19 protein-coding genes are annotated in these 18,974 nt (G+C 45.9%); 6 read left to right on the top strand and 13 right to left on the bottom strand.

All coding sequences use genetic code 11. The features are described 5' to 3' along the window. Positions 1 to 44: 44 nt before the first annotated feature. Positions 45 to 791, bottom strand: a complete 747-nt coding sequence (locus tag MKY95_RS11305) for a pseudouridine synthase (RefSeq protein WP_076318431.1) — start codon at positions 789 to 791, stop codon at positions 45 to 47. Further along, the gene (locus tag MKY95_RS11300; protein WP_076318430.1) at positions 788 to 2,485 is read right to left on the bottom strand and encodes an RsmB/NOP family class I SAM-dependent RNA methyltransferase; all 1,698 of its coding nucleotides are present in this window, start codon (positions 2,483 to 2,485) and stop codon (positions 788 to 790) included. Before MKY95_RS11300 ends, MKY95_RS11305 begins: the two co-directional genes overlap by 4 nt. Positions 2,486 to 2,706: 221 nt before the next feature. On the opposite strand from MKY95_RS11300, the gene MKY95_RS11295 reads away from it, so the two are divergent. After that, complete coding sequence (locus MKY95_RS11295; RefSeq protein ID WP_047842389.1) at positions 2,707 to 3,255, top strand: thioredoxin family protein; 549 nt, start codon at positions 2,707 to 2,709, stop codon at positions 3,253 to 3,255. A gap of 217 nt (positions 3,256 to 3,472) precedes the next feature. Here MKY95_RS11295 and MKY95_RS11290 read toward each other — a convergent pair whose 3' ends face one another. The 3 genes from MKY95_RS11290 to MKY95_RS11280 form a co-directional block, all read right to left on the bottom strand. After that, the gene (locus MKY95_RS11290; RefSeq protein ID WP_076318429.1) at positions 3,473 to 3,955 is read right to left on the bottom strand and encodes a DUF309 domain-containing protein; all 483 of its coding nucleotides are present in this window, start codon (positions 3,953 to 3,955) and stop codon (positions 3,473 to 3,475) included. Beyond that, positions 3,942 to 4,757 carry a GTP pyrophosphokinase family protein gene (locus tag MKY95_RS11285; protein ID WP_036609636.1) on the bottom strand — a complete coding sequence of 272 codons (816 nt, stop codon included), beginning with the start codon at positions 4,755 to 4,757 and terminating at the stop codon, positions 3,942 to 3,944. Before MKY95_RS11285 ends, MKY95_RS11290 begins: the two co-directional genes overlap by 14 nt. 135 nt (positions 4,758 to 4,892) lie before the next feature. Further along, the gene (locus MKY95_RS11280; protein ID WP_076318428.1) at positions 4,893 to 5,990 is read right to left on the bottom strand and encodes a quinone-dependent dihydroorotate dehydrogenase; all 1,098 of its coding nucleotides are present in this window, start codon (positions 5,988 to 5,990) and stop codon (positions 4,893 to 4,895) included. A gap of 255 nt (positions 5,991 to 6,245) precedes the next feature. Between MKY95_RS11280 and MKY95_RS11275 the strand changes: the two genes are divergently transcribed. Further along, positions 6,246 to 6,383 carry a hypothetical protein gene (locus MKY95_RS11275; RefSeq protein WP_017689367.1) on the top strand — a complete coding sequence of 46 codons (138 nt, stop codon included), beginning with the start codon at positions 6,246 to 6,248 and terminating at the stop codon, positions 6,381 to 6,383. 42 nt (positions 6,384 to 6,425) lie between these two features. Here MKY95_RS11275 and MKY95_RS11270 read toward each other — a convergent pair whose 3' ends face one another. The 3 genes from MKY95_RS11270 to MKY95_RS11260 all read right to left on the bottom strand — a co-directional run bounded on the left by MKY95_RS11270 (position 6,426) and on the right by MKY95_RS11260 (position 9,747). After that, complete coding sequence (locus MKY95_RS11270) at positions 6,426 to 7,868, bottom strand: L,D-transpeptidase (protein WP_076318427.1); 1,443 nt, start codon at positions 7,866 to 7,868, stop codon at positions 6,426 to 6,428. 218 nt (positions 7,869 to 8,086) lie between these two features. Further along, on the bottom strand, positions 8,087 to 8,329 hold the full coding sequence (locus tag MKY95_RS11265; RefSeq protein ID WP_017689369.1) for a ferredoxin: 243 nt from the start codon (positions 8,327 to 8,329) through the stop codon (positions 8,087 to 8,089). Positions 8,330 to 8,445: 116 nt separating this feature from the next. Continuing rightward, the gene (locus MKY95_RS11260; RefSeq protein WP_076318426.1) at positions 8,446 to 9,747 is read right to left on the bottom strand and encodes a DNA polymerase IV; all 1,302 of its coding nucleotides are present in this window, start codon (positions 9,745 to 9,747) and stop codon (positions 8,446 to 8,448) included. Between the two features lie 531 nt (positions 9,748 to 10,278). Between MKY95_RS11260 and cimA the strand changes: the two genes are divergently transcribed. Beyond that, positions 10,279 to 11,898 (top strand): citramalate synthase, encoded by a 1,620-nt coding sequence (gene cimA / locus MKY95_RS11255; RefSeq protein ID WP_047842385.1) that lies wholly within the window; start codon positions 10,279 to 10,281, stop codon positions 11,896 to 11,898. An 82-nt stretch (positions 11,899 to 11,980) separates the two neighbouring features. Here the strand turns inward: cimA and MKY95_RS11250 are convergent, their stop codons facing one another. Further along, positions 11,981 to 12,532: a TlpA disulfide reductase family protein gene (locus tag MKY95_RS11250; protein ID WP_076318425.1), complete on the bottom strand. Its 552-nt coding sequence runs from the start codon at positions 12,530 to 12,532 to the stop codon at positions 11,981 to 11,983. A gap of 225 nt (positions 12,533 to 12,757) precedes the next feature. Here MKY95_RS11250 and MKY95_RS11245 point away from each other — a divergent pair, with 225 nt between their 5' ends. Continuing rightward, entirely contained in the window at positions 12,758 to 13,249 is a 492-nt protein-coding gene (locus MKY95_RS11245) for a M67 family metallopeptidase (protein WP_076318424.1), read from the top strand. Here MKY95_RS11245 and MKY95_RS11240 read toward each other — a convergent pair. The 3 genes from MKY95_RS11240 to MKY95_RS11230 are packed head-to-tail and all read right to left on the bottom strand — an operon-like array spanning position 13,235 to position 16,496. Beyond that, a complete protein-coding gene (locus tag MKY95_RS11240) occupies positions 13,235 to 13,972 on the bottom strand; it encodes an exonuclease domain-containing protein (protein WP_017689374.1) in 738 nt (245 codons plus the stop codon). The genes MKY95_RS11245 and MKY95_RS11240 overlap by 15 nt on opposite strands. Next, on the bottom strand, positions 13,969 to 15,057 hold the full coding sequence (locus tag MKY95_RS11235) for a DUF294 nucleotidyltransferase-like domain-containing protein (RefSeq protein ID WP_143781031.1): 1,089 nt from the start codon (positions 15,055 to 15,057) through the stop codon (positions 13,969 to 13,971). The genes MKY95_RS11240 and MKY95_RS11235 overlap by 4 nt, the downstream gene beginning before the upstream one ends. A 38-nt stretch (positions 15,058 to 15,095) precedes the next feature. Beyond that, positions 15,096 to 16,496 carry an ammonium transporter gene (locus MKY95_RS11230; RefSeq protein ID WP_076318422.1) on the bottom strand — a complete coding sequence of 467 codons (1,401 nt, stop codon included), beginning with the start codon at positions 16,494 to 16,496 and terminating at the stop codon, positions 15,096 to 15,098. Between the two features lie 352 nt (positions 16,497 to 16,848). Here MKY95_RS11230 and MKY95_RS11225 point away from each other — a divergent pair, with 352 nt between their 5' ends. Then, on the top strand, positions 16,849 to 17,277 hold the full coding sequence (locus tag MKY95_RS11225) for a MerR family transcriptional regulator (protein ID WP_017689377.1): 429 nt from the start codon (positions 16,849 to 16,851) through the stop codon (positions 17,275 to 17,277). Between the two features lie 28 nt (positions 17,278 to 17,305). Beyond that, positions 17,306 to 17,986, top strand: a complete 681-nt coding sequence (locus tag MKY95_RS11220; protein WP_036609646.1) for a zinc metallopeptidase — start codon at positions 17,306 to 17,308, stop codon at positions 17,984 to 17,986. A gap of 43 nt (positions 17,987 to 18,029) precedes the next feature. Here MKY95_RS11220 and MKY95_RS11215 read toward each other — a convergent pair whose 3' ends face one another. Further along, on the bottom strand, positions 18,030 to 18,941 hold the full coding sequence (locus tag MKY95_RS11215; protein WP_036609648.1) for a LysR family transcriptional regulator: 912 nt from the start codon (positions 18,939 to 18,941) through the stop codon (positions 18,030 to 18,032). Positions 18,942 to 18,974: the final 33 nt, after the last annotated feature.

Here is an 18,974-nt window from a genome sequence, read left to right as displayed (position 1 = left end):
TCTCTGCCCGGCTCCCTGCTTCACTTCGTGAAGAGCGGGAGCTTTTACTTCCGCAGAAGGCTCAACTCATCTGCGGTTAGTTCACGATAGCTTCCGATAGCAAGATCTGAAGCTAGTTCCAGCTCACCCATGGCTACGCGTTTCAGATAGATCACACGCTTTCCTACCGCCTGAAACATACGTTTCACTTGGTGAAACTTCCCTTCGTGAATAATAAGCGAGATCGACGATATCGTGCCTTCTTCCGTTTCTTCCTGACCAAGTATAGTCAGTTCGGCCGGCAGCGTCTCGTACCCGTCATCCAATTGAATGCCCGCATCGAAACGTTGCACATCCGCTTCATCCACGTTTCCCAGAACACGGGCTTCATAGGTTTTGGGCACATGCTTGCGTGGAGATAACAGATCATGGGCAAGTGGACCGTCATTCGTAAGAATGAGCAGTCCCTCCGTATCCTTATCCAGTCGTCCCACAGGAAACGGATTGAAGACCCGATCCTCTTTCCGCAGCAGATCCAGTACCGTCTTATCTCTGTTGTCCTCCGTAGCAGACACAACACCCGGAGGTTTATGCAACATCAGATAGATCATCTCCCGATATACAATCCGCTCCCCATCGGCTTCAATGACGTTGACCTCAGGGTTCACCTGTACACCACTGTCTTTCACCGCTTTGCCGTCCACATGGATTCTGCCTTGTTTCACCATCTTTTTGAGTTCACTTCGTGTTCCCACACCCATATGGCTTAATATTTTGTCCAGACGCAACGTTTGTTTGCCTTTTCCACTCATACCGATGTCCACCTCCACCCTGCCGGATATTCATTCTTCAGTACACCATCCAGCCATTTTCCCCAGCCAGCGGCATAACCATCTACACATACAAGAACATACCCTTTGGCAAACGTATCCGCCTTGAGCACCACTCGTTCTTCTTCAATATTTAACGTTTCACCCTTGAGGTATCTCACGGCTTCGCCATCAGCGGATGACAGATTTACGCTTCGCCGTGCTTCAGATGCATTCAAAGCACACGCAAGCGGGTGGGACGGAACAAATCGTCCATTCTTGATCGTGCCCATAAACCAACCTGGACGAATGACTTTCAGTCCCTCCAACCGAGGTGCACCAACCGATGATTGATACACACGATCTCCATAACATACCGTCTCTCCAGTTAACTCAATCTCCAATTGTTCTTTCATAAACTGACTGTAGATCGCAACCGGATCAATACTTGCCGAATCAGCTCCGCGTCCCTGACCCCGTTCCGATTTACGTCCACCGTGATCTTTACCTTTTTTGCCCTGTTTACCCGAATTCTTGCCGCCGCCAGCCTGTCTGTCATGGGACTCTCGGGATTCGATTCGCAATAAACGTTCCTTTTTACGATCAGCCTTGGTTATAGCAATTGAAGAAGCAGCAATAGAGTGATCCTTGTTCCCCTCTACTTCAATCCTGGACACATCCACGACCTGTCCATACTCCATTGCTCCTTCTTTAACTACTCCAGGTTGATCTGTTTCTACTTTTTGCCCTACACGATGCTGCAATACAGCGACATAATGTCCCTCTCCTTCCAAAAGGTGAGGCCACAATCTTGCGGTACCAAGCGTTTGATCCAACACAGCTTCCGTCTCTTCTGCCTTCTCCGGCATCATCTGACGGACCCATTCTGGACGTCCTGGAGCGAACCCTGTCTCTTCAGGAATGTCCCTGACAACGAAATCATGGTTTACATTCAGAAACTCCGCAATCATTGCTTCGTTTTCCTCCGGCGCAAAGGTACATGTCGAGTACACGATAGTTCCGCCCGGGGCTAACAATCGTGCCGCAGTCTCCAAGATATCTCGCTGCATGAGCACACATTTTTCCACCGAATGATGTTCCCACGATTTCACCATGTCTTCATCCTTGCGGAACATGCCTTCACCTGAGCAAGGCGCATCAATTAATACTTTGTCAAAATAATGAGGAAATGCATTTGCGATCCGCTCTGGCGACTCATTCAAAACAACCGCGTTACGCACCCCGTACAATTCCACGTTCTTGGCTAGCGCTTTGGTGCGTTCAGCATGGATATCGTTCGTCACAAGTACACCCTTGCCTTGCAGCTTTGCAGCAATCTGTGTCGTTTTTCCTCCCGGAGCAGCACATAGATCTAGCACGCGATCTCCAGGCTCCACCTGCAATAATTCAACTGGAGCCATTGCACTTGGTTCCTGTATATAATACAGGCCTGCATGATAATAAGGGTGTAGCCCCGGTTTAACACCATGAGGTACATAGAATCCTGTCTCACACCATGGAATAGGTCTTAGATCAAACGGAGCAATCTCATCGAATTGTTCCATCGATATTTTTAGCGTATTCACTCTCAGTCCCGCATGAGGAGACTGTTCATAAGATTTCATAAATTGTTCAAACTCATCACCCAGCAAACTTTTCATTCGCTCAGCAAATATCAAAGGTAACTTTACACCCATATTCCCACTCATCCTGTCTTGGTAAGATTGCAATATCGTTTTATTTTATCATATCCAAGCTTTGCTTTCCTATCATATCGTATCTATTCCACTACAGCGTGTAATGTAGTATAATGGCAAGTAGATTGATTCCTGAGCAAAAATTCGGGTGTTTATGCATATTATCCCAACCTTTATTTTTGCCCAAACTATATTTCGATATGATCGATGGGGGATGTCCAATGAAATCCAAGAAAAAAAAGAAAAGTGCTGCGATCCTTATATTCCTGGGTATTTTAATCATTATGATTGCAGCACTGGTTGTCGTAGACCAGCAATCCAAGAAACAGATGGATTCAGTGGAAAATGCTTATGGCATCGCTGCTTCCAAGCTTAATCCAGCTACACGGGAGCTACTTAGTGATCCCAACTATCAACAAATTATTGTACCCACTGATCTCAAAGCCAAAATCGATAACAAAGACAGCTTTTTTGTTTATTTCTTTGCTTCCGATTGCTCGCACTGCCGTGCCACAACACCTCAGTTGATGCCACTGGTTGACAGTGAAGGTATTGAGCTTCCACAGTTCAATCTGCGTGAATTCGAAGCAGGATGGACCGATTACAATATCGAGTTCACACCTACACTCGTCTATTATGAGGCTGGTGTCGAGAAAGACCGTATGGTTGGCGGACTGCAAGAGAATGGTAGTGATCAGGGCTACACGCTGGATGATTACAAACAATTTTTCCAAAAATATAAAGGCAGTGCCGCTCCTTCGGCAAGCTAACTGCTAGATCCGTTCCCACAAGTATCTACAATCAGGCACTTGTATCACCAGAAACTGTTCTGCTGAAGGACAGGCTATGCCACCTGCAATCATCTGAATATGACGCAACATTCAAAAACACCCCGATCTTTCCCTTTACAGGAATCGTCGGGGTGTTTCATATACATGGAACTTCATATCCATGGGATGCTCATTTGAATGTTAGCGTGATTACGGTTCAACTTTTACTCTGATCCATCGCCTTCATCTTCTCTTCGTATATTCGCCCTCTGGTAGGACTCCGGCGTTGCGGAATATTTGGTTTTAGCTCAAGCGATCTTCTAGATATCTCTTGTTCTAAGACCTCATCAACAATTCGTATGGACAAATTCCTGTAAGTTACAGACTGAACATCTGATTGGGACAGTTGCTTCACGATTTCCTGTACATCCCGTACCAAAGCCCCTAGGTCAATGCCCAGAATCGTAGCAGGATAAGGTTCCAGAAGATCAAGTGAGCTCTGTAACATCATCGTTCCTCCGCGGAGATTGCCATTCCTGAAGTGGTATAAACCAACTGCAATTTGCAACAACCCTTTATAGAGAGAATCCCGGTTACGTTCCAGCCACAATTCTTCCAACACCTCATGACACTCGAAATAATCCTGATCCCGATTGAAGTAGATTAAGTAGTCAACGTACAGTGGCTCATAGATGCTCATCCGGGTTTTCGCCCTTTCTGGCGTTGTTCAGAAGTTTCTTCACGTCATCCAGCAAGTCTTTGAGCCCTTCCATATCATGCCGTTCCCAGTAATCGTTAAATCGCTTCTGTGCTTCAATTGCTTCACTGACAAGGTGGTAGAAGTATAATTGATGAATGATATTCAATGTTCTTGACACGATATTGGAATCATCCTCAAATGCCTTCTGCGCCTCCAAAATCTGTAGACGAATAGCAGACATCTCGTTGTCCAGTATAAACGCGGCCTCAGCCGTTTTTTTCAGCCTAGTTCTCATCTCATCAGGTAACCCTTCCCGAAACTTGTAACTCAGCGAATGTTCAATGGTAGCCCAGAAGTTCATGGCAAGTGTCCGGATCTGTATCTCGGCCAAAACTTTCTTTTGTCCCAGAGCCGTCTGAACGGGATACTCAATAATCATATGGAAGCTACGATAGCCGCTCTCTTTGAAATTCGTAATGTAATCTTTCTCAATGAGTACCGTGAGATCCTTACGACCTCGAATATACTCGGCAACCCGACGGATATCATCCACGAACTGGCACATAATGCGGATACCTGCAATATCCTCAATGCCTGTTTCCACGTCATCAAGCGACACATTCAGTCGTCTGGATTTCTCCAGAATACTGGATATTTTTTTGACACGACCGGTAACGAATTCAATCGGGGCATACTCTTCCCGTTTCTTCAGTTCCGCTCGCATTGTCTTAAACTTGACTTTCAATTCCTCTACCGCTTGTTCATAAGGAAGTAAAAATGTACCCCAGTCTCTACCGTCCATGCTTATGCCTCCTGTCTCTATAGCGTCCCCTGTTCTATTCCATTATACATGATGTTTGGTGGGGGGAAGAGTCCCGAACCATTTTACGCTCTTCCCATGCTTCTATATTTTCATTCCGGGGATTCACATTCCTTCTTAACGATGCTCCGCACCAACCGCTTCGGAGATATGACGATAACCGTCCTTGCGCAGCAACTCACGCAGTCCGGCATGAATGCGCCGATTCACCTCAGGTCCTTCATAGATCAATGCTGTATATATTTCGACCAAGCTTGCTCCGGCTTTAATTTTCTCGTATGCATCCTCACTTGTGAAAATGCCACCTGAACCGATAATCGGAAGTTTTCCCTCAGTCTGGCGATAGATCTGGCGAATAATCTCCGTTGAACGGTCACGTAGAGGTTTACCGCTCAGACCGCCTGTTTCCTTCGCATGTTGGTGGGAAAGTCCTGTACGACTGATGGTTGTGTTCGTTGCAATAATACCAGCAACACCGCTGTCTGCAATTGTGCGAACCATATATTCAAGTTCCTGATCATTCACATCCGGTGCAATTTTCACCAGAACGGATTTGGTCGCTCCGCCCGCTCGTGCATGCTGCACGTTCATCTCGTTCATAACCGCAGCGAGCAGTTCCTTCAATTCATTCCCATGTTGCAGATTACGCAAATCCGGTGTATTTGGTGAACTGATATTAACCACGAATAGATCAGCATAATTGTATAGTGCCTGAATGCACTTCGAATAGTCCAGGTGAGCTTCCTCATTAGAAGTTGCCTTATTCTTGCCGATGTTAACAGCCACTGGAATACGCCGATCCTGTAGACGTGCCAATTCACCTGCCATGGCTTCCGCGCCAAGATTGTTGAAGCCCATTCGGTTCACCAACGCCTCATCTGGAGGCAAACGGAACAGCCGTGGTTGATCGTTACCTGGTTGTGCAAGTGGTGTCACGGTTCCCACTTCCATGAATCCAAATCCTATGGAAGAAAAGCCCGTTACGGCCTGCCCGTTTTTGTCCAGACCCGCAGCCAGACCAACAGGTGTAGGGAAATGACACCCAAACATGTCAACAGCCAGATCAGACGTTTCACGAACGCCGTACATCACACGCAGTCCGGAAGGAACCGGACGGATGCTACCCACGCCACTAAGGCCGCCAATAATCAGATGATGGGCCTGTTCAGGGTCCATTTTGAACAACAAAGGTTTAGCAAGACTTCTGTATAACAAATCACTCACTCCGTTCTGGTCCGGTACGCCAAAAAGCCGTTGTCCGTCTTTTCATATGTAAAAAAACACTCTACTCACAAGTTTATCTGTTTCTTATTAAAAAGGAAAGTAGTTTGCGCATAGACAGCACAAATCGAATAATACAAAATGCTCACAAGAAATCCACCCGCCCACTGGAAATGACGAGTTGAATTCTTTACAATGAGAGCATGGTTACTCTACACCAGTTCTATTCCAAATAAGGAGGAATAACTCATGGCTCCCAAACGTAAACCACCTGCATTACAGCAAAAGAAAGAAGAAGTGAATCGCAAAGCCATTGCATGGACAGCAGCCAGTGTAGGCGGCCTGATCATCATCATTGGTGCTCTTATCATTATTGCCAACATGTAGATGATTCAGGCTGAATCCATCTGATTCTACATATCAAACAGATCAATTCAGCCAGTGATACGTTTTGTTCGGATTATTCTGCTTTGGAACAAGCGTATGCTGATAACGCTGCTTTGCTTCTGGAACAAGCGTCAGATCTGGCAGTACATCTTCTCCAATGCGTACCGGAGTGCCTTGCGGAGCAAGAGCGAATAACTCTTCTACATCTCCTGTACGCATTCTCACACATCCAAGGGACTCATCCAGTCCGATACTGTCTGGCTCGTTGGTCCCGTGGATGGCATAATTCGTATTCGAGAGTTGCATACCTCTGCTTCCAAACTCACCGTTCGAGCGTCCATTCGGATTGACCACTTTATCTGTAATGATAAATGAGCCCTCCGGTGTTCGATCACCGCCAAGTCCCACATCATACATACGAATAATGGTATCCCCACTGATTAATGCAAGTTTATGTTTATCCTTATCAATGACAATCTCCAGCGGTTCCTGCAAAAAAGGCAGACCTCCCAGCGTATCTGCAAAAGCGGCATTTTTGCTTTGAGACGAATTCGAAGTCGTTGAACCATTCTCTTTACCACTCGAATCGTTCTTTCCTTCCTGTACCTTTCCTTGATGCAAAGCTAGCAGCTTCGGAAACATCTCGCTCATCCCTGACGCAGTCTCTCCCAGAATATTGTTCGGAAATGGCTGAGCCATTTGTGTTACACTCTTGGGCCAAGCATCATTTTTTTTGCGATAGGCAACGATTGCACTTGATAATGATGCAGCTGCTTCCTGCTTGGCGGTCCACGCCAAGGCCATCTTTTTGATTTTCGGTGTAATTTCAGGAGGTTCACAGTTACATTGCTTGGCATCATAACTCTGTGCAGTTAATTTCCCGCTTGTATTGGTTTGTACTATGTATTTCACAGGCATATTTCGTTTCCATAAAGACCAGTCATCCGAGGTTTGCATGCCCAGTACAGCAGAGGTCTCTACTTTTGGGCCAGACCCGGACCAGGCAGCTGCGAGCGCAGTCTCGCCATGATTACCTCCACCAAATGCCGCAGCAGTGAACACATTGCTTGGCGCAATGGATGCAGTTCCAACCTGTTTATCCGCTTCTACAGGCGCTTCGATGTCATCTGTGGATTCCAGTGCTGCTGACAGTGCGTCAGCTGCTTCACGACTGAAACCCGGAGCGTCCGCAGGTGGCAGACCTGCCAGCACAAGCAGCATTAACAATGTAAGCCACATTTTGCGTCTACGTTGTTTTTTCTCTTTTTGCTCAGACATTTCCACCAGTTTATCCTGATAGTCTACCCAGATGTCCGCAGGAGCTTTACTGCGTTCAAATGCCTCATAAACCTCGCCCGCTTGCTGAAAACAATAGTTGGCTTTGGCCTCCTGTCCTTCGCCCAAATACTCCTTTCCGAGCAAGTACCAAGCCATTTTATTGTCGGGATGTTTCTTAACATATGTTCTTAGATGAGTATTTTGCATCCGATCCTCCACTATTTCGCCTTTTTCCGTATATCATTATATATCGGCATAACCAGGCGTTGAATCCATAGGACTTGAGTACCCGGTGGAAAAAAGGGGGTTCGACAATGTTCGTCCTTGATCCATAGTCAGATAATCACAGTTAAATGAATGCAAAAAAAGCACCTTCCCTTGTCGTTAAGACAAAAGAAAGTGCTCTATGTTCATGTGAGAGATACTTAGCCTTCTTTATTGAAAGGCTCGTCCGCTACTTTGATTGAATCTGTAGGGCAGCCATCGCATGCATCCTGCATATCGTCAAACAAGTCGTCTGGAATAGCTTTGACACCATGGTTAGCATCGCCGTCAAAGATAACTTCAGCCAAACCTTCATCATCATAATCGTAGATGTCTGGAGCCGTTGCTCCACAAGCGCCACATGCGATGCATGTGTCTTTTTCAACCCAAGTATATTTACTCATTTACATTCTCTCCTCCTAAAATTCAAAACGTACAGTGTTTTTATCTAGAAACATATTAATACAAAGTAAGGATAATTACAAACATTTTGCAACCACAAGTCTCTATTATCCCTTATTTAATCAAGACTTTGCAAGTTATCTTTTTGCAGGGAAGTACCGCGCACTTTATGATTACGAAGCAGCACGGAAGGATCGTCTCCAAGCATGCCCGCGGTCACAACAGCATTCTCACCAAATTTATCACGTAACTGATCCATAATCCGAATCAGATTGTCCTTCTTGGGCTTCTGCTCATATTCGAACAAGTCCATCTGTACAGCGGATTCCTCTCTTGGAATCAGGTTTTGAAGTGTCACACCCAGCATGCGTACAGGCTTGCCACTACCCCAATGCTTCTCAAATAGTTTACAGGCCTCACGGTAAATGACCGTTGCATCCTCCGTAGGAACTTCCATTAGACGTGATCGAGTGATTGTCTTCATATCCGGTGTCCGGATTGTAATCTGAATACCCTGGCTGAACATTTCGTGCTTACGCAACCTTCTGGCTACCTGGTCACTTATATTGAGGAACACCCGATGAATCTCATTCATATCCGATACATCCGCCGGTAAAGTGGTTGTATGCCCAATGGATTTATTGGCCTCACGTTCCGCGTGAACTGCGGAATGGTTAATGCCATTTGCGGAATTTTTGAGCCATGCTCCATTAACTCCAAATAGTTCGGTCAACATGTTCTCATCCGACTTGGCCAATTGACCAATCGTTTCAATGCCCAGTTTTTTCAACTTTTCGGCCGTTTTTTTGCCAATGCCAAACATCTCGTTGCATGGTCTGTGCCAAAGAATCCGGGGTACATCCCTCATGCGTAAAATGGAGATACCGTTCGGTTTTTTCAGATCCGAAGCCATTTTCGCCAGTAATTTGTTGGGCGCAATGCCTATGGAACATGGCAGCCCCAATTCATCCTTGATTCTCCGCTGAATGCTCTCCGCAATCTCCATTGGATTCCCGAATAGCCTTGAACCTGTAATATCAAGATAACATTCATCAATGGATGTCGCCTCAAGTTGAGGCGTATAGCTATACGCAATCTGCATGAAGGCTCTTGAATATTGACGATATAAATGAAAATCAGGACGTATCACAATGAGATCAGGGCACTTTTTCATGGCTTGGTGCACAACCATACCTGTTGAGATGCCTCGATTACGAGCGGCATATGAGCAGGTTACAATTACACCCTTTCGCAGTTCACTGCTGCCCGCAACGGCCGTTGCTTTTCCTCTATATAAATCTGGTTCCTCGGCTTCATGTACAGAGCAGTAGAAAGCATTCATATCGACATGCAGAATTACCCGTCCGGCTGCAGGGTAATATTGATCCACATTTGCTGGAGGATTGCCGCCTGAAGACATCATGAACCCCCGCCCTTTCTTGCACACTAATTAATGAAACGAATTTCTTTCTTCTATAGTATATCAAACCCGTTATGTTAATTCAGTCATGAGCATTTATTTTCTGCGAGATCTGATCAGAGAGCGAATAATTAACCAGCCTACACTCACAAAAAGTATCAAAGTGATCAGAGCAATAATCGTATTTTCCCATACAAAAGTCAAAATTAACCCTCCTTTTCTTCCATATATTCCAATTAAAACTCAATAATAGATTATAACATACATCCGGATTATGATTAACATCCTTCTTTTTTCTCTAAAATCCGTTAATTGTTACATGAAACTGCGATTTCTATGTAGCATTTGGCTATAATGGTGCTATAATAATTAATTATACAAATTGACGACTTTAGGACAAATCAGCGCATTGAGTTTAACACAGTGTAGCGTTGCCGAATCGAAGGATTCGACCACTAACGTACTTAACAGCTTTTCCTAACTTAAAATCCAAACTTTTAAAAGAGCGCTTTATCTCAAAGGAGGATCTTCATGTCAAAGGCCATTTCCATCTTCGATACGACTTTACGTGACGGCACACAAGGGGAGGGTGTCAGCTTATCGGCAGACGACAAACTCAAAATTGCCAAGAAGCTTGATGACCTGGGTGTCCATTATATTGAAGGCGGAATTCCCGGCAGCAATACCAAGGACATTGAGTTTTTCAAAAGAGTCAAGGAATTAAACCTGAACGCAAAGGTTGTTGCTTTTGGCAGTACCCGCCGAAAAGGCAGTGTTGCTAGTGAAGACGCCAACCTGAAGCGCATGATCGAATCTGGTGCTCAGGCTGCAACCTTGGTCGGTAAATCATGGGACTTCCATGTGCATACCGCTTTGCAGACTACTTTGGAAGAAAATTTGTCCATGATCTATGATTCCATCGCCTATCTGAAACAGAATGGAATGGAAGTGATCTTTGATGCAGAACACTTCTTTGACGGATTCAAACATAACCCGGAGTATGCTCAAGCGGTCTTGACCAAGGCCCACGAAGCTGGAGCGGACTGGCTCGTTATGTGTGATACCAACGGCGGGACGATGCCAAACGAGGTGCACGAGATCGTATCCACACTGCATAGAAGCCTGCCTCATGCACATCTCGGCATCCATACACATAATGATTGTGAACTGGCTGTGGCCAACACACTCAGCGCTGTACAAGCCGGAGCCCGTCAGGTGCAAGGAACGATGAATGGTTATGGAGAGCGTTGCGGTAACGCCAATCTCGCATCCATTATCCCGAACCTGCAACTGAAACTTGGCTATGAATGTGTTACTGATGATTCCATGAGACAACTTACAAACGTGGCTCGTTATGTTAGCGAGATTGCCAATGTGAATATGCCGATTAATCAGCCTTATGTCGGCAATGCTGCTTTTGCTCACAAAGGTGGGATTCACGTCTCTGCCATCCTGCGGGATTCACGTACCTATGAACACATCGTGCCTGAACTGGTTGGTAACAAACAACGTGTGCTGGTCTCTGAACTTGCCGGACAAAGTAACATTGTATCCAAAGCCCAGGAACTGGGGCTTGAGTTCGATCCAAGCAGTGCCAATTCACGTCAGATTATTGAGAAGATCAAAGATCTGGAACATCAGGGTTACCAGTTCGAAGGTGCAGATGCTTCGCTTGAATTGTTAATTCGTGAAGCGAACGGTGACATGAAGGAATTGTTCACGTTTGAATCATTCAAAATGCTTGTGGAGAAAACGGCAGGCAAATCCGTTGTTTCTGAAGCTTTTGTCAAAGTGAATATCGCTGGAACAAGCGCTTATACCGCTGCTGAGGGCAATGGTCCGGTTAACGCACTCGATAACGCCCTTCGGAAAGCGCTGGTGCAATACTTCCCTTCACTTGCCAACATGCATCTGTCGGACTACAAAGTGCGTGTTCTGGATGAGAAGGATGCTACAGCTGCCAAAGTTCGTGTATTGATCGAATCCAAAAATACGGAAAACACATGGAACACTGTTGGTGTATCCGAGAACGTAATTGAAGCAAGTTGGGAAGCGCTCGTTCACAGTTTCCGCTATGCTTTGCTTCAAGAAAAATTACAGGATGAGCCGGGCACACTCCCTATTCCTGCTCATGGGATAAGCAACCACTAATAACGCTTATTTCCCGGAAAATATAAAGAAGCCTCTGTACCCATGATTCATGGATGCAAAGGCTTCTTTGTTTACATGGAAATTAATTCGCAATTAACTTTTTAATCTTACGTTCCAACTCTTTCTCAGGCAATATGCCCAGAACAATCTCCTGTATAACTCCTCTGGAGTCAATCAGAACATTCGTTGGAAAAGCCACCCCATTGTATTGAGCATACACAGTCCCCTTCTCATCCAAGGGAATAGGGAATGTCAGTTGGTACTCATCTACAAAAGCTTTGGCATCTTTGAGTTTATCGTATGACGTTACATTAACCCCATACATGTCAAGCTTATCCTTGTATTTCGCAGCCATTCTGTTCAGCTCCGGAGCTTCCTGCTTACACGGCTCACACCAGGATGCCCAGAAACTGACGAATGTGGCCTTATCTTTGGCACCGCCCACACTGTATGTCTCTCCATCCATTGCTGTCAGAGAAAAAGCAGGCGCCAGAAGACCCGCACGTGGTCCCGTCTCAGTAGGCATCGGTTCTTCCTGCTTAAAGACGGCTGCAATGCCGTCACCCGCATTCTGGGCCAGTGCAATCCCAACTAGCAAGACAGCACCAAGGAGTATGTATATGTTTCGTTTCATAACCCGCCACCCTTTTATATAATTAGCATATTGAAACTGAAACCATAATTTCTGCACATGCTAAGTGTTTATCACGCTCTATGACAGTTCACCAGAACATGATTCCAAATGTTCTCTTTGTTATTGTACCCTTTTCCTTTAAAATTTTACAATCCGCATTACAGAAAATAAAATGAAAAAGGACTCCTGCCGTAGCAGGAGCCAAAGAGAGAGGGGTGAATACAAATGGCAGCACTTCACGGGCAGCAAAACGCCTTCTACATCCCTTCTTCCGTAGAACAAGAGATGTCAAAGCACATGTTCCTTTCGCTGCCACAAGAAGCCTGTGGGGTTATGCTGGGTGAAACCGCAGCGGGCGGTATACGAATCAGTCGGTTTCAGCCCATTCGTAACGTAGCACCTGACCCGCTGCACCATTTTACTCTGGACGATGCCGAATGGATTCGGTGCGTATTCTCCGAGCCCAAGCTCATCGGTATCTTCCATTCTCATCCCCAGACCAGGCCTGTTCCTTCCTTAGAGGACTTGCAAGCTCTTCCGGCCTTCGCCGGTTTGCTTCAGATGTACCTCATCGGCTCACCCGACCTTACAAGCGGGTCGCGATCTCATATGCATCTGAACGGTTATCTGATTGAATCTTCGAAGGAATCGCAGGATCCGGCACAACACGTTGTGCCTTCATACAATCTGCTTCCCGTTCCGTTATGCGTGACTTAGCTGGGTATACAGATCACCCAAGGTCTCCACATTTTTACGAGTCATGTCCTCCAAGTAGCAGGACCATAACTGTGCAGTCATTTTTGAATCTTCCAGTGCATGGTGACGTCCATAGATCGGAATCCCTCTGGATTCCAGCAATTCATCCAGACCATACCCCGGCCTGCTTGGTTCAAGCCAGCGGGCCAACATCATCGTATCGATTAAACGATGCGTCAGCCTTACCTTTGAAGTCCGCCACAGAGCTGCATTCAGAAAGGCTCGGTCATGCGCACTTGCGTGTGCAATCAGAACATTTCCACCTACAAAAGACATGAAATCATGCAGCCCTTCCAGCAAAGTCGGTGCGTCCAACGTCATCTCCTGTGTAATACCTGTAAGTTCAGTAATATGTTCCGGAACCGCAGTCTTGGACTGCACCACCGTGTAGAACTGCTCCCCTTCCAGTACCACACCACCATGTATACGGACCGCACCAAATGAGATAATCTCATCCCCGTGCTGGGGCGAAAATCCCGTCGTTTCCAGATCAAATACAACTGCGTCCAACTCATTTAGAGGTGTATGCAGAACCTCAGGTCTGCGCTGTTCTCTCATCATAGAGCGGATAAACGCCATGTGTTGCGCCGTAGGGGCTCCCATAATGGAAGCGATGGCGGAAGGAACCCCTCCCTGACGCAGCGAATTCCAGAATCCTGTATTGCCCCTTGCCGGCTCTCTCATGGACGTCTCCTTTCTGCAAAACGCAACTGTCTTTGCAAAGCACGATGCACTCGTCGTACCAACCCGAGCGTATCCCTGAGCTCATAATGAATTTGCTTTTGTTTCATCTGTTTCTCATCCAGGAACCCACTGCTATGTTGCAAATCCCCTTGGATGACAACCGGTGTACTTCGGCGAAATTTCAAAGCGGCAAAGAAGGCCCGCTGGCATGCATCCAGTAATGTAAATGGAACAGCTTCAAGTGAAGTCAGTCTCTCCATTCTTTTTAACGTCGATGACTCCTTGATCCCATGTTGCAAAGCCAAATAACGAGCACTGTTCACCAGCGGAATGTACAAACCATACTTGACATCAAATCCGCCTGCATGTTCACCAAATCGTTCTGTGACCACACGTCCAAGTACATTTAATGTAGCTTTATGTTTAACCGTATTGCGAAGAACCGCATCCGAAAGTTCAGGAATCAGTCTGAACTGTTCATAAAAACTCGTGATCCATTCCTCCGCCAGACTTTGCTCACCTGCAACAAAACGCATGTCTGAAGCAATAATCAGATTACGAACGGGCTCCCAATTCAGATCCGAGCTCCAATCTGCTAATTGTTGTTTCCATGACGCCAGTGTTTTTCTCCAGAGTGGCTCAGAGCACATGACTTTACCTTCGCACTTGGCGTAACCAAGCTCTTCTAACACATCCGTCATTCGCTGTCCGAGCTGAGCAAAATATTCCTCTTTACCTTCATGCGGAGTATCGCTAATGATCATGCCATTATCCTGGTCACTCCATAACGTTGCTTCTTCCCTGCCGGAACTGCCAAATACGATAAAGGCATAGGGGACGGGAGGTTGGCCGAAGCCTTCCTCAACCATCCCCTGAATGCATAACTCTACTGCTTTCCGTGCAATCCGGTCATGCAGTTCATTTACCGTTTGGTACCACTCGATCGGCGACAAGGAAGCGGACAACAATTCCTGGAGCTCGTTCTGTAATATCACACGTGCCTGGCGCAGTTCTTGAGAAGACACCGCACCATCGATTCCCTGATAAGACCAGGAATAGTTTGTATACGAGATGGGTTCCATCATGTCCAGCCTCCTTGAAGCATGATTCAGCATCATTCACCTCAGGAGCTGAACGTACCACCATTGGATTTAGAATCTACATTTTTCATTTGTTCAGGGTATCCGTAAGTACCGTGCTCACTGATATCCAGACCCATTGTTTCTTCTTCTTCAGTAACACGAATGCCCATGATCGCTTTCATACCGCCCAGAATAATGAAGGACATTACCAGTACGAAGGCAAAAGCACCTACCAGACCGAGAAGCTGTACGCCCAATTGGTGGAATCCACCGCCATAGAACAGACCCGCTTGACCTACACCCGCATGCTCAGCAAGTTCTGGTGTAGCGAACAAACCTGTGGAGATTGCTCCCCACATACCAGCAACACCGTGTACGGAGAAAGCGTAGATTGGATCGTCAATTCCTTTACGATCGAAGTACTGTGCCGTGAAGAATGTGATAACACCAGCCAAAGCACCGATAACCAGCGCTGCCCAAGGTTCAACGAAGGCACAAGCACCTGTAATTGCAACGAGTGCCGCAAGCACACCGTTCAACATGCTAGGAATATCGGACTTGCCAAGAACTGCCCAAGAAATCAACAGTGCAGCAACACCACCAGCTGCAGCAGCTACGTTAGTAGTTAATGCAACATAACCAAAGAATCCATCGTCCAAGGCCGTTAACGTACTACCTGGGTTGAAACCGAACCAACCGATCCAGAGGATAATAACCCCGAGTACGGAATACACTTGGTTGTGACCTGGAATGATGTTAGGTTTGCCGTCTTTGTTGTATTTACCAATACGTGGTTTCAACAAGATGGTCGCTACCAATGCTGCAGTCGCACCAGTCAAGTGAACAACCGTCGATCCTGCAAAGTCTTGCATACCCAGCTCAGCCAACCAGCCGCCGCCCCATACCCAGTGAGCAACAACCGGATACATGATAATGGTATAAAGTGTACCGAATACAATATATACGCTCATTTTTGCACGTTCAGCCATACCACCGCAGGCAATGGCCAGAGATACCGCCGCAAAAGCGAGGTGGAAAACGAATTTAACAGTCAGTGGAACATCAGAGAAAGCCAGTGATTCGAAGGAAGCAGCCATCTTGTCACCGCTCAGGAAGAATCCTGTTGTTCCAAAGAAGCTGTTACCATTACCGAAACCAAGACCGAAACCCAAAGCCCAGAAGGCAATAACTGAAATTCCCAATGTCAGGATGGTCTTACCCGCAATGTGTCCTGCATTCTTCATTCGTGTTGAACCCGCTTCAAGTAAAGCAAATCCCCCTTGCATCAAGAACACGAGTACAACAGCCAGAAACGTAAAGGCTGAGTTCAAACCACTTTGAAGTTCAATGTTAGTCGGACCCTCCGTAGCCGCAAATGCGCTAAGCGGAAAAGCGAACAAAGTAAGCATTACTAACATGGAAACCAACCATTTCTTTCTCATATACCCCACTCCCTCTTATGTTAAGTTTCTTCACATAACGTGAAACTCTTAATGTCATTATAAGCAGAAGAGAGGAAAGTTGACAAGAGTATTTTCATCAAAATTGAAAATTATTTCTGGGAATAAAGTCATACGTCTTTTTCTTGCACTTAAGTACATAATCACATTCTATGAGTACATAGATATAGAAATGCAGTATGCTGATTGCCAAAGCATAACGTTTGACTGTACGGTTAAAGATCATGTATCATACTTATTAGTAAGAAAAATTGGGCGTAGTCTAGAAATTCACAAGTGGAAACTACAATTCCCTACATTTGAACTTGCAAGCGAGGTGAATATCATTGGGGATATGAAACTTTTTCGGATTGGCGAACTCGCCAAGACCGCTGGTGTTAGTGAACGGACGATTGATTATTACACAAAGCTTGGACTAATCGCTCCCGAAGAACGTACACAAAAAAATTATCGTCTCTATAGTAATGAAACTTTAACGAGGCTTGAACGTATTGTACAGATGAAACAAGAGAAGTATAGTCTCGACGAGATTAAGCAATCTCTTGAGAAGTGGCGTCTGGTTAGTACAGAAGAACAAGTTGCCAGCAAATTGACAACATTGGAACTTCACGTACAACAACTTGAGCGAGAGGTTAACGAACTCAAACCGCTACTTGGAGAGATGAAACCTGTACAAGCACGTAAAATGATGGCAGGACTCCTCACCAAAAGTGCCGGTACAATGGAGGCACTAAAAATCTTGCTTGAGAACACCATGATGTAGCTTATTCTTAGAAAGCGGAGGAATGAATATGAGTTTTAATAACGGTATGTTCGTATTGATCATTATCGCCTTTTTGCTCTCTTTATGGGCGCAATTTCGCGTTAAAGGTACGTTTAGACGTTGGTCGGAGGTTCCGAACCAGAACGGAATGACTGGTTACGATGCCGCTCGCCAGATGCTTGATGCTAACGGCCTGCATGATGTTCCAATTGAACCTGTACGTGGTACACTCTCTGATCACTATGATCCGATCAATCGGGTTGTACGTTTATCAGAACCAGTATATTACGAAAACTCAATCTCAGCTGTTTCGGTAGCGTGTCACGAAGTTGGCCACGCCATTCAGCATAAAGAAAGTTATCCGATGCTGGCACTGCGTCACCGAATCTTCCCAATTGTGAACTTTGCATCCGGATTAGCTCCATTCCTGTTAATTGCAGGATTCATCTTCAATGCCATGAATCTTGTAGGTATCGGTATCATCTTCTTCTCCGTAACTGTAGCATTCCAACTCATCACTTTACCGGTTGAGTTCAATGCAAGTAATCGCGCTAGAGAGATTATGGTATCCGAAGGGTACATCCGTAATGAAGAAGAAAAAGGTGTTGCAAAAGTTCTGAATGCCGCAGCCTTGACTTACGTTGCTGCAGCGTTGATTTCACTGCTTGAGTTGATTCGTTACATCGGAATCTTCAACAGCCGCGATTAATTGGATACTTAATACAACAAAAACACAAAACAATACCCCACCGTTAATCGGATGGGGTATTGTTTTGTTGTAAACCGAAATAATCAAGCAAGAATGAACGAAAGGACTGAGCAACCAGCGGCAGTTTATCATGCGCACGATGAATTAACCCGATAGTTCGCGTTACTTTTGGATGGGAGATAGCCACATGTGCCGGTTGCAACGGATTCGTCTGGAATAAAGCCATCTCAGGCAGCAGACTGACCCCCATGCCCGCAGCGACCAATCCGCGGATGGTGTCGGTCTCTTCCCCTTCAAAAGCGATCTTGGGTGTAAAACCAGCTTCCAGACAGGCATGCCACACAATAGGACGAAGAGAATAACCTTTGCTAAACAATACAAATTTATCATCCTTGAGCTGTTCAAGCGCAATTGTCTCTTCACCAGCTAACGGGTGATTAGGAGGAAGGATCGCATGTAATTCTTCCGTGAGTACAATATCGCCATCTACTTGATCATGCTTCTCTGGAAAAGGAGAAATGAATGCCAAGTCTACCTCTCCGGATAACACATCACGAATCAGCGTAGGGAACATCCCCTGCTTGAATCTGAATTTCACGTTGGGGTAGCGCTGACGGAAAGCAGCCACCACGGAAGGAATGAGATGAATTCCCAGGCTATGCGGAAACCCAATTCGAATCTCTCCATGCTCCGGGTCCAGAAACTCATGAACTTCCCCAACTGCCTTGTCCAAATCTTTTAATATACCTTCAATTCGTTTGCAAAAAAGCTGCCCCACTGCAGTCAACTGCAGGTTTCGTCCCTTTTGCATAAAAAGGTCCACGCCCAGTTCTTCTTCCAGCTGATGAATCTGACGACTCACCGCCGACTGTGCCACATGCAACTCTTCAGCAGCCTGTGTTACATGTTCCTTCTGTGCCACTTTCAAAAAGTAATGCAACTGTCTTAATTCCACTCGCCTGATCGCTCCAATCTGTTATACCCTACT

The organism is Paenibacillus sp. FSL P4-0176, assembly GCF_037975265.1.
Classification (GTDB): domain Bacteria; phylum Bacillota; class Bacilli; order Paenibacillales; family Paenibacillaceae; genus Paenibacillus; species Paenibacillus amylolyticus.
This window is presented reverse-complemented; position numbering and strand designations above follow the sequence as displayed.